Here is an 11455-nt window from a genome sequence, read left to right on the forward strand (position 1 = left end):
GTTTAAAGTCGAAGGAACATCGAATTAAGTTCCAGGACTTTCAACAATTTCTCTACTCAATTATGCCGATGTTGTAAGGGGCTTTACGGTCTATCAATCGGTAGAGCATTGCTGAATTTCTCGCATATAGAGGACAAAACACTAATCGTTTGCAAAGCGTTATCAATGCCTGTCTTCTATATTTCTGTTGTAGTACCTGGCAAGAGTAACTATCAATTTAGATGGTCTGTTTGTCAACTGTCACAAATGGTTACAACCTCATTTTCACTTAGTTTGCTAGTAGATAAATCTTGGAGTGGACTAATAGAAAAAGTCCTTTTTTCATCAAGTAGCTTACCACTGACACCAATGAATATAGGACTCTTAAATACGGCTAACCGTTCAGTTTGATCGGTTAACTCAACATCTGAGAGCCTAAATGAGTTGTATTAACAGTTGTATTAACAAAGCCGCTCAGATGTACTGACATTTTAATCTCCGTGCAGGTTCCCGGCGTATTTTATTTTCGTCATAGGATGCAGCAACGTCCACGAACGTAACCTTATAGAATCGGAGCAACCCTGATATGGTGGACGTATGAGAAACCCGCTGTCGCGTTTGAAGTACTTGCCTTGGCGATCGCTTTTCCTGGCAGGTGGCTTGTCGGTGCTGCTGCTGGCAGTGCCGATCGACGTGCTGCTGTCGCTAGTCGTTCAACTTCGTGATTCGGCGACCGCGCAGCTGGTAATGACGCTGCTAACCTCGCCGCTGGGGATAATCATTACCTTTGCAATTCCAGTAGGATTGGGCGCACTGGCTGTCTTGTTACTAGAGCGCCTCGATCGCTCCAGCATCAGCACGGGGAGCCTCTGGGGGCTGGTGCTGTGCCTGCTGATAGCGCGGCTGCTAGAGACAGCACTCTTCTACGGTGCAATCCAGATTAGCGAACTGGAATTAGTGGGTATTGTTTTGGGTGTGTTTTGGAAAGGACGCCCTTACTGGCGATCGTTTAAGCGCTGGTAGGCGGAGTTCAAGACGGTGTGTTCACTTGCTCGATCGCAGCGACCAGCCGTTCCAAAATGTTGGTGAGGCGATCGAGCCGCTTCAATGACTCGGCTTGCGCTTCAGTGAGCGTTTGTACGGCATCGCTCAGCGCAAAAATTTGGTACCCCTGCTGTTGAACTTGGTTTACTAAGGCATCGACGCGCTCAGCAAAACGATCCACCGTTTCCGTCGTTGCAAGGGTTGCTTCTCCAATCTGCTCAACAAGCGACTCCAGTTGATTTTGCACGTCCACACTGTCCACACTAAAAATCCTTGATTAACGCGGTTACCGTGACCTGGTATTAGCCTATTACATCACAGCGATCGACGGTCCCAGAAGATTTGTCACACGAGCCATAACGTTTTTTAGAATCATCCTGTTCTACCTGTAAGTTTTCAGTACAGTAGAGTAGGAAACTCCTTTTTGGTGTTTTCTAGCTCGGTATGGTCGATTGTTCGCAGTTCTGACAGTTAATTAAATCAGGCTAAAGTCGTCAACCCTGCGCGAGACTGGACGAATCGCGACTCATGCTTCCAATAAGTCAAATTAAGAGTAACTTCTCGGTCTACGGCTGAACGATGCTGACTTGCAGCATATGTCTAGACTAGACGTTACGTTCGTGACTGTCTCATTGCCCTACAGGGTTTTAACGAAACGTCCACGGCTACTGCATTAACGATGTCACAACGTTCGCTTTCGTCCGACTGGCTGAGCCGATTTTCAGATCCCTATGCTGTGCTTGGAGTTGCAGTGACGGCGGACGATCGCCGAGTCCAGCGCCGCTATCGCAAAGTAGCAATGGCGCTGCATCCCGATCGTTTTGCCCTTGAAAAGGATGATTCGAGCCAGCTAGCCGAAGGCCTGCTGGCTCGGTTAGTAAATCCAGTGTATGAACAACTGGGGCAGGAGAAAGGACGGAAAGAGACGCTGGCGCTGATGCGGGTTAAGGTGCGGCGGCTCACCGATCGAGGTCCGCTAGACCTAAAAACCGATCTGGCACGGCAGCTCTTGCAGTATCCAGCTAGCGAAGTGGATGTGTTCTACGAGCAAGGAGTTACCCAACTCTCGGAGTCGCAGTACCAACCCCTGAGTCAAGCTCAGTTTGAGTTGGTCACACAGCAGCTTAGCGAACTCAATCTAGTGTATTTGCAGCTCAAGATGGGTGATGCAGCGCCCGTGCGAGAGCAGCGAACGGGTTTGGTGCCATCGGCTGAGCCAAAGCCAACTCAGTTTACACCTGCTCCCACCAATCCAGCCATACCAACTGAGAGCTATGCGGAGCGGCACTATCGCCGAGCACACACTTATATGAAGCAGGGAAACTTTAATGCGGCAGAACGAGAGCTTCGCGACGCGATTAAGATTGATCCAGCGCAGAGCGGCTATCATGCGCTTTTGGGTGCCGCCTACTATTACCTGAATCGGCATGCAATGGCACGAGTGTATTTGCGTCAGGCGTTGAAGCTGAACCCGAATGAGGCGATCGCAGTTCGGTTTGCCAAAAAATTAGGAGCAGACGTGGCTCCGAGCAGCGCCACTACTCAGAACGGCAAGCGTCCTACTGCTTCTCCCCAACCGCAAACCACTAAGCCTGCAAGCAAAAATATTACGCCAACAGCAACGCGATCAAACTTGCTCCAACGGTTACTAAACTTTTTCCGCTCCTTATTTCGCATTTCCCGTCCAAGCAGGCATTGACGGGCTCCTCGGACGTAACACAGTCAGCTGTAGCTCATACCCATTCCACCCGTGCTGAAAGCGCACGCAAACATTGCTTTGACTGTTCTTGTCTTCTAAAGCGGCAGGAAACGACTCAATATCGAGTTGAGCAGTGACCAACTCAAGAACACTTCGCAGATTGAGCAGTCACGTCTGAGTGCTTCGGACCCGATTAGAGATCGCAGTTCCATTAATTTCTTGGTCAATCTAGTCTGCGGCTGAACTGCCTACTACCCTAGCTCAAGGAGCCGTCAGTTGAGGTTGAACTTTGCCTCTCTAACAGAGCTACAGAATCGAGAACTCAAGAAATTTTCATGGCTTGTGTGGACGAATTGATCAGCTTTTCACTGCCATTGAAGGTCTTTTCAAAAGCTCAAGTGCAGTTGTGGATCGTCCATCTAGTCAGGAACTCCCTGAGCTACGAGTTGTTAGTTACTCAGCTCCAATACTGCTCAAACGAAGGATTTCTCAAGAAGCAATGCTTGCGCCTGTTTCTCGCTATCAAACTGTTTAATGGGAATATCAACGCGGAACGCAGTCCCTTTGCCGAGTTCAGAGACACAACTCAAGCGACCACGGTGTTGGTTCACAACAATTTGGTAACTAATCGACAGCCCTAATCCCGTTCCCTGCCCTATGGGTTTAGTTGTAAAAAACGGATCAAACAGCTTCGATCGTACAGCCTCAGTCATTCCTGGACCGCTGTCAGCAATTTGCACCCGAACATGATCGAGATCTATGTGTTGTGTTGAGATAGTAATGGTACCCCGATCGCTTTGGCTCTCGCTTCTAGAGCAATCATGGGATTGCTGATCGATCGCATCAATGGCATTCGCAATAATATTCATAAACACTTGATTAAGCTGTCCGGCGTAGCACTCTACAAACGGCAAATTGCCGTACTGCTTCAGAACTGTAATTTCAAGCTGTCCCGCTTTAGATTTAAGGCGACTCTGCAAAATCATCAGTGTACTATCCAGCCCCTCGTGAATGTTCACGGGCTTCATTTCTGCCTCATCCAGCCGCGAGAAATTGCGCAAACTCAAAACAATTTCTCGAATTCGCCGAGTTCCTAAATGCATGGAATCTATTAGCTTCGGAAGATCGGCCATCAAGAAATCGAGATCAATCACCTCAGCCTGCTGCAGAATCTCCTTGGCAGGTTCAGGGTAGTATTTTTGATACAAGTTGAGAATTTGTAATAGCTCTAGACTATAGTCTCTAGCGTGGCTGATATTGCCGTGAATGAAGTTAATGGGATTATTAATTTCGTGTGCGACACCTGCCACAAGCTGTCCCAAACTAGACATTTTCTCCGTTTGAATTAGTTGAATTTGCGTTTGCTGCAACTCATCTAGCGTCTCTTTAAGCTGGGTTGCTCGCTCTTTCAACATCGCTTCAGATCGGCGCAGTGTTTCTTCGGCTTGCTTACGATCGCTAATATCTCGCAGAATCACAATGTACTCTGGCAGTTCGCGCTTCAGTCGGTGAGAAATTGTTGCCTCAACCGTGCGATGTGAGGAGTTTCCTGGCGTCTCCAGCGTGTGTTCGCTTCGGCTATTCCAATCAGCAGGCGCACTGACCAAATCTGGAATAAGCCGACTGAGCGGTTGACCCGTTAAGTGATTGACCTGGATTTGAAACAGCGTTGCAGCGGCTGGGTTCGCCTGCCGAATGATGCCATCGCCATCTAACACCAGAACAGTGTCTGAAACGGTATCGAGCGCTGTAATGAATCGCGTCTCTGCTTGCTCTCGGGCTTCGTTGATAGCTGCTACCTGCGGCAAACTGGTCCAACAGGCAATTGCGATCGCGACAAACGCAACCATAACCAGCAGCACAGCCAACAAGTCATTATTTCGTTCTCCCGCTATGCCATCCAAACTTGCCTTGACCACCCAGGCAACCGTCGCCGCGCCACAGACCAGAATCAGCAGCACAACGACCTGCACCGCAACAAAATCCCTGGTCACATGCTTTGCCTGTGCGCGATCGCGCTCAAACCACCAAGCTGGGTGGAATGGCGCAAACCGGCTTCGGCGCACGCCTGCGTCTGCTGCCATGATTGCTATAGGCACCAGTAACCCCAGCAGTAAATCCTGATTGCCCCAACCCCAACCGCCAATCGTCATAACGGCTGCATTCATGAAGAACCAGGCTAACCACCACCCCGCCCATTTCACTTCTGGTTTGCTCCGCCGCAGCCACAGTCCCAAGCAAAGACCCAGTAGTGCCGCCAACCAGCCAACTCCCGCAATCACCACAATACGAGAGACATCTCCCCAAATTAGGCAAACGCAACTCGCTAGCAAACACGCCAACAGACTCGGCGGCAAAACTCCCTGTCGAGAAATGACCGAAAACACTGGCGAGATCTGACGATCGATCGACAGTTGATACAAAATTCGAGATGCGCTAGATACGGCGGTCGTGCTATTGAGCAACGAGGATGAAGTGAGCAACAGGGTAACCAGCAAGGACGCACTGGAACCCCAGAATGGTTTTGCCGCGGTTAGCACAATCTCAAAAATGCTGGCGTTGTCGTTAACAGTAGTCGCCAAACACATCAGCACCCAGGCAGTTCCAAGCGAAACTGGTGGAATTAGCCAAGCAGCGATACCGAGAAAGCGCAGGGTTTCCGCTGGGCGGCGACTATCCGCCACAAATGCAGATGCTGTTTCACAAGCAGTGGTTAACCAAAGCGCGAAGAACATCCACTTTGCCCAGTCCGTGAAAGTTAAAGACGCAAAGTTTAACTTGGCTAGAGGAGAAAACAGCCCAGGGCTGTCGGGAGAAAGCGCTAGCCACACAATTCCCTGTAGAACGAACAGCAGCGAAAATCCTACAGCAGGCAGAATGAAGAATAAATGCAGGATTGCCAGTGCCCGACTGCCGCTAAATGCCATGACATACGGCAGCAATGTGAAGCCGATTTTGAGCAGCATTGAGGGGCAGGGAACGCCCATTGGATTTAGATTGTCTTCAATCAAGTCCGTAAGAACGATCGCATTAATCGGAACGGCAACCACCCAAGCCAGCCAGTACCCGATCGCCGCGTAGCAGCCCAAAGTCGGAAATTTCCTCAAAAGCCTGCTGATATAGTTGGGTGTTCCACCCGCTACATCTGACCAGTGGCTGCCCAACCGCCTTATTTGCAAATTGATCAGTACTCCAACCACAACGGCAGGAACCATCACAAACAGCGTGTTGGGTCCGAGGGCAACCGCAATCAAAGGAACTGTAGCAAACCAGGAGATGTGACCACTAAGACCAAATCCCCATGTCTCCTGGGCTGTCATCGTTTGGGGAAGGCGGTTTGACGCAAGGTTAGATTGGGAGCGACTACTGTCTTGTAAGCCGTCAAACGTCTTCGGGATCGGGCGATTCATGCGGGTCTTAGTATGAGCGGGCTGAACGAGCCTTAGCGTTCCCCACCTATCCCCTCAACTAACGGTTTATTCAAAAGTCAGAGAGCTTTACGGATAGAATCACGATCGTCTAGTGAGAAACGATGTGCTTCATAACAAGTTCCTGAAACAAATGAACTCCCATCTCGCGCTTTGGAGAAAGACGCCCCGGACGAAACCCCATTGACTGAATTCCCTTTTGTAGAGTCGGCAGAAGTTTAAGATCTTCCTGCATAAGATCATCGAAAAATGTAATCAGAGGCTCTACATTTTCTGGCGATTTAGCAACTTCTGTGTTTGGAACCAGCCACTCCATTCGCATCCGAGTTTTGCTTAAACCCTGTGGATCGAACAAGAATGTAACACAGTAAGTTGGACTTGCAACTAAGGTGAAGTTAGGGAATAGGCACACCATTTGTGCACAATTCAGTTCATACTCATTCAGGGTATCAATGTAAATACCTGCTTCAGTGGATGTCAGCCAGCTAGCTGAATCAAAAGGTGCATACTGCAAGTAGTAATAATGTCTTGCTTCTGCTGTGGTATCAGTACATTCGTAATACTTACCCCAGGTTTCTTTGTGAACGAACGGTTCATGGTAGCTTTCAACCGTATTCTCGGTGTAAACTTTCCAGTTGACATCTGACCAATAATCAACGCTGTGAACTCTTGCCAGATTGCTGAGGTTATATCGATCGAATAACTCAGGTAGCTCTCCCAACTGTGCTGATAAAGGTGCACACGTCGGATCAAGATTGACAAAAATGAATGGTCCCCAGGTATCAATATTGACGGCAGTTAACCCATGACTAGCACAATCAAAGCCCTCAGCGGTTTCCATATCTGGCATTCCTCTAAGGTTGCCATCTAAGTCAAAACTCCAAGCGTGATAATGGCACGTCAAGTGTGTGCATCTGCCACTGTCAATGGCGACTGGACCTGCACGATGGCTACAAACGTTAAAAAAAGCACGGAGTTCACCAGATCTATTTTGCAGAATTACAAGAGGCTGTTCCGCAATATCGACAGTGAAATACGAGCCAGGACCTTGCAACTGGCTAATATGACCAACGTAGAACCAAGTTTTACCAAAAACGTATTTCTGCTCAAGTCTGTAGATCTCTGGCGAGGTGTACATTTCAGCAGCAAGCGTTCTCGCTTCGCTGTCTAATGCGTGCGATCGCCACTGCAATAAAGAACTAGGCAGCGCTTGCTTTGCTGGTTCAGAGGTCAATCCGTTTCTCATAGTTGCAACTCTCTTCTATCGTTTCTCTACAACAAGTGTGGCATTCCTAAGAATGCATTACGAACCAGTATTCAACTACTTAAAGCAGAAATAGAGAATAGAAACAAGCCTGTTGAACCGCTTCTATTCTCTATTTTCAAAATATTACAGCGCCCGAAGAAAATCGCGATACTAAACTAAATCTATCGCGATTCACATCTAGGCTTTATGCGAGAACACTGCGTCAGAAAGATGCTGCCACATTTCAAGCTGGTGCTCGCCGATGAATGAGAACGCTTCTACGACTTTCTCAGGGTTCGTCTCCCAAATTTGCTCAATGAAGTGCGAAGTTGCTTCATAGTGCTCAACGTGCCGATGAACATCGAAGAAAACTAATCCCCACCCTTCAAGTCCCAGACTCAACCCAAGTTCGTACAGGTTGCTGTAATCTGGATTGTCCAGCTTCTCATAGGCAGAGAAAGCAGCAATAAGGGAGTCAGCATCGCGTGCGGATAGCCAACGCAAATGATCGCGGTTGTACTCACGAACAAACGGAAGGTGAGTGGTTTCATTGACCACTTCATCGGTTAGCTCAACACCGAGTGCCTTAGCGAATTCATAATAAAGCAACTCATGCGATTTGCCCTGATGACCAAACTCTTCTGCGTGGTTATCAAGAATAAGCTGCTTCATTTCATAGGTGCCATGGTTTGCAACAAACCAGAAGAAGTCATTGCAATGTCCTCTCACATGATAGAAGGCTTTCGCAAAAAACATCTTTTGCTCGTCAGAAAGCGATCGGGTTAGCTCAGGATTGAACAAGTCCACGGCTTGCACGGCTTCACTGTAGCTTCGGAGCCAATCCGCTACAAATTCATTCAAGCTGTTTTGGTATCCGTGCAATTGTTTCTCTGGTCTCTGCAAAGAAGTAACCATTGTCATTCTCTCCGGGTAGGCGATTCTTGAATATCCAGACTGTAAATAAACGCTCAAGCACATCCGTTGCAGTTGTTTACTCAGCTTTCATTAACGACGTAAACCGTTAATTTACTTAGCAATCTCAACTACGCCTAAGGTAAGCTGCATCCGCTTTTAGAAACACCGTGTTATTGCTCGTTCTGGCTCTTCCGTAAGAACGCGTGTTGTTTCTAATGGCATATGAAAAATTAATCGCTATCAGCGAAAATCTTTGGAATTCGTCAGTAAAAACACTGTGTAGTCTACGGGTTTAATGACGAGCAGTTGGCTACCTCAGTCGTCAAAAATTAGCGTGACCAGCATTTATACTTAACGTGCTTCTACCGATAAGCCGTTCAAGTAGCTCGATGCGATTAACCTGTAAGTAAAGTTCGAGGCGGCTTTACACAACAGAACACGCTTCGGAGTACTAGACGATCGTCCTAATCGACTGAAAACAAACTAGGACTCTGTAAGAACGATCGCGCCGCCTGTACGCTCAGCATTCCAGAGACAATCTCTAAAAATGATTTTGCGGTGCCCGTTGTGATAGCTTCATGACGATCGCTGCTGTGGCTGCTGAGCAAGCAGTCATCCTGTCGCTGAGCAGCCACACAATCTACAGATTCATCGGTTTCTGTTTGGAATCCTCAGGCGATCGCAATCATTGATGACTCAAACGCTAACAGTCGAGACGCTTCTGTTGCGTTGCTTCTGCCATAGATGCGAGAAAGCAGACCCGTTTGGGCAAGAACTTGTCTCACTTCAACATTTGAGACCGCCGCGATCGGTCGGTTAGTCTCGATCGCCAAACTTGCGGCAATGCCTATGCCTTGTCCCACCGCCACATTAAATTCCACAATGCGTCCAGCAGCGCAAGCGTACCCCTCAAATCCTGAGCCGGGACTGATGACCGCAAGGTTAGGAACGCTTCTTACTTGCGCGTGATGAATGCCGACATTAAATAGCGGTGGCGCGTGGAACGAGATGCTGCCGATTCCCATACCGGAGGCTTTTGCGCCTAGTCCAGTGATGCCGCCACGCACATCTAGATGGTAGCCAAACGTAGCGATCGCTTCGCTAGCTGGAACTCCGCCTGCCAGCATTTCTGCACCGCTAAGTGGCTCCATCACGTCCAAGATGTTTCCAGCGTGACGAATGTAGAGTTCTGGAGTAGCGCGAACAACAGACGCCCCAAAACTCTTCAGCCACTTCTCCACGAAGGTCATTTCCTCTAGCATTGCCGCTGTGGGTCTCGCTGCACCCCGCGCCAGCGCTTCTGCCTGTGAGCCACCGACATAGAACAACAGCGCGTTCCAGGACAGCCTACCTCCTGGAAGAATCGCAATGTTTGGGCAGTCCATCAGCACGCCGCTTTCCTTCAAAGCGGCTTTTTTGCCTCGAAAGGCATGATAGGTGATGGTCAAAACGCGGCTGAGGACATCGATGTGATCCAGCCCAACAAACATTGTCCGCAGCCCTCCCTGCGTATTGGTGAAGCTGCGGCGGAATTGATCAATCAGGGCTGGATCTCCGCCCGCTGCGATCGCTAGAAAGCGCTGCGCCTCTGTATCAGAAGGATTGGTAAAGCGTTTGAGGTAGTTAAACTCTACCTCTTTCAGTCGCGAAATGCTGAGTCCTTCGGTCTCAAACACTAGCGTTACCGGGAGCTCTGAATCAGGCAAACCAAAGGTGCCAAATCCAGGCAGCTTTCTGACTCCAGCGCTTTGGGCTAGCTCAGCGTTCACCGTCGAGTCAATGAACTGCTTTGCCATGAACGTTTCACCGTTTGCCAACCGAATTCCAGCGATCGCTGGACCGCGAGTAATGATTGACTGAATTTGAACCCGGCTGAGAATATCTGTACCAGACTCGCTCAGCATTTTTCGCAGTACTTTGTCTGCCTGCCGTGGGTCAAGGGCAACTTGAGTGACCCCAACGCGCTGCAAAAACTCTTTGTAAATGGCTGAGGGGTCTCCAAAGGTCGCTAGTCCCAGCGATTGCCGCACCTCTAAAGGCACGTTCGCACGATCGAGGTAGGCTAGCCCCCCGCGCACGAGATGCCCTCCTAAGCCCTGCTGCGAATTGCCTTTAAACAGCATCAGCGTTCGCAGGGTCTTGCCAGTCCGGCGGCGATGCTCCCGAACCGCGCTGACGATCGCTAGCACGCCGGGAACTTCATCGCCAAAGCCAATTAAATCGTAGGTCCGAGTCTTTGCTGGGGTGCCTGTTGTCATGGTGATCTTGCTAGTGCTCCTATTAAACTCAACGCGGCGGTACCCATCCCCGGAAAACATTCGGGCGCGGAGCCACAGATGGAAATAGCCGTTGAAAGGTCGCTTTGCGATCGCCGATCGGTTCTGACACTAAATTCCATAACGTTTCATAAAAGAAGAATGAAACGCCTGTGTATCCCTGATTGCGAACGGCTTGCACCTGTTCCTGAATCTGCCTTGAGGCAACAGGACGACTCTTTAGTCCGGTCAGAATTCCAATTCCAGTAGGAATATGGCGACGCGCCGACTGAATTTCTGGTGCTTTTAGCTCTGCTGTAAACGAGTCCAAGCTATTTCGGTAGACCTGTAGCACGATCTCTTCAATGAGTCCCTGCCGCTCCCAAGTGCGCCAGTCCTGCAACGACTGATTGTAGGAGAAGTTGTAGTTGTTGGGCGAAAGGGAAATGACAACTTCGTTTTTGCGCGCTTTGATGGCACGAAACATCTGCGTCAAAAACTCCGTGATCTTATTGGCGCGCCAGCGCATCCACTCCGGATCTTTTGGATCAGCAGGTGGCGCTTTTCCCTGGTGCTCTTGCTGATACAGCCGCACGGTGAAATCGTCGTAGCCAAACTCGACAGGTAGCCCGAAGTGATCGTCGAACTGCACTCCATCGATGTCGTACTTTGTCACGAGTTCCAGGACCAAGTCCTGAATAAACTGCCGCACCTCCGGCTTAAAGGGATTCAGCCAGACGCGCGGGTAAATTCCCTCCTGCCAAACCTGGGTGCCGTCGCGCCGTCGAGTCAGCCAATCCGGATGGCGGATCGCGAGGGCAGAATCTTCCGGTGCCATAAAGCCAAACTCAAACCAGGGAAGAACCGCAATGCCGCGCTGCCGCCCTTG

9 protein-coding genes are annotated in these 11455 nt (G+C 49.5%); 2 read left to right on the top strand and 7 right to left on the bottom strand.

The window, feature by feature from the left end; all coding sequences use genetic code 11:
• The first annotated feature begins 576 nt into the window (after window positions 1-576).
• Window positions 577-1002 carry a peptide chain release factor 1 gene (locus tag H6F43_RS10880; protein WP_190342786.1) on the top strand — a complete coding sequence of 142 codons (426 nt, stop codon included), beginning with the start codon at window positions 577-579 and terminating at the stop codon, window positions 1000-1002.
• Between the two features lie 7 nt (window positions 1003-1009).
• Here the strand turns inward: H6F43_RS10880 and H6F43_RS10885 are convergent, their stop codons facing one another.
• Window positions 1010-1276 carry a hypothetical protein gene (locus tag H6F43_RS10885; RefSeq protein WP_190342793.1) on the bottom strand — a complete coding sequence of 89 codons (267 nt, stop codon included), beginning with the start codon at window positions 1274-1276 and terminating at the stop codon, window positions 1010-1012.
• A gap of 426 nt (window positions 1277-1702) precedes the next feature.
• On the opposite strand from H6F43_RS10885, the gene H6F43_RS10890 reads away from it, so the two are divergent.
• Window positions 1703-2722, top strand: coding sequence for a tetratricopeptide repeat protein (locus H6F43_RS10890; protein ID WP_190342787.1), 1020 nt, complete (start codon window positions 1703-1705; stop codon window positions 2720-2722).
• Window positions 2723-3195: 473 nt separating this feature from the next.
• Here the strand turns inward: H6F43_RS10890 and H6F43_RS10895 are convergent, their stop codons facing one another.
• From H6F43_RS10895 to H6F43_RS10920, 6 genes are all read right to left on the bottom strand, one after another.
• Window positions 3196-6132, bottom strand: coding sequence for an ATP-binding protein (locus tag H6F43_RS10895; RefSeq protein WP_199290275.1), 2937 nt, complete (start codon window positions 6130-6132; stop codon window positions 3196-3198).
• Between the two features lie 109 nt (window positions 6133-6241).
• Window positions 6242-7396, bottom strand: coding sequence for an aromatic ring-hydroxylating dioxygenase subunit alpha (locus tag H6F43_RS10900; protein ID WP_206754552.1), 1155 nt, complete (start codon window positions 7394-7396; stop codon window positions 6242-6244).
• Between the two features lie 198 nt (window positions 7397-7594).
• Window positions 7595-8311: an iron-containing redox enzyme family protein gene (locus H6F43_RS10905; protein WP_190342789.1), complete on the bottom strand. Its 717-nt coding sequence runs from the start codon at window positions 8309-8311 to the stop codon at window positions 7595-7597.
• A gap of 464 nt (window positions 8312-8775) precedes the next feature.
• Window positions 8776-8946, bottom strand: coding sequence for a hypothetical protein (locus tag H6F43_RS10910; protein WP_190342790.1), 171 nt, complete (start codon window positions 8944-8946; stop codon window positions 8776-8778).
• Between the two features lie 36 nt (window positions 8947-8982).
• Window positions 8983-10569, bottom strand: coding sequence for an FAD-dependent oxidoreductase (locus tag H6F43_RS10915; RefSeq protein ID WP_190342791.1), 1587 nt, complete (start codon window positions 10567-10569; stop codon window positions 8983-8985).
• Between the two features lie 28 nt (window positions 10570-10597).
• Window positions 10598-11455: family 10 glycosylhydrolase (locus H6F43_RS10920; RefSeq protein ID WP_190342792.1), on the bottom strand; the 858-nt coding region annotated here is incomplete at its 5' end.

It is taken from the genome of Leptolyngbya sp. FACHB-36 (assembly GCF_014695955.1).
Classification (GTDB): domain Bacteria; phylum Cyanobacteriota; class Cyanobacteriia; order Leptolyngbyales; family Leptolyngbyaceae; genus FACHB-36.